1 pseudogene is annotated in these 276 nt (G+C 45.7%); it reads left to right on the top strand.

Annotation, left to right across the window (positions count from 1 at the left end):
* A pseudogene (locus AAEY62_RS22235) lies at nt 1-255 on the top strand (ion transporter); the annotation flags it as partial.
* Nucleotides 256-276 lie beyond the last annotated feature (21 nt).

The raw sequence follows: 276 nt of genomic DNA, 5'->3' as shown, positions 1-276 counted from the left end.
GGAATGGTTGCAGTGCCTACCGGTTTACTTGCATCGAGCTTTTCAGAGCAAGTACGCAAACGCCGTCAAGTATTCGAAAATGCAGTACATGAACAGATCACTAACGGCACTCTCAGCGAGGAGCACCTCAGTCACCTTGAAGATCTGCGTTACAAACTAGGGCTGAGTAAACTAGAGGCCAATAAAGCCATAAAAGTTCAGCTTAACGAGCGCAGCGAACACATGTTTTGTAGAAACTGTGGCAAGCGCCCATAAATAGGTTAAAAGTAGTTGTCA

The organism is Pseudoalteromonas sp. GW168-MNA-CIBAN-0100, from assembly GCF_040309225.1.
In the GTDB taxonomy this organism is placed as follows: Bacteria; Pseudomonadota; Gammaproteobacteria; order Enterobacterales; family Alteromonadaceae; genus Pseudoalteromonas; species Pseudoalteromonas arctica.
Note: the sequence above shows the minus strand (reverse complement) of the source record. Positions and strands in the feature narration are given on the sequence as shown.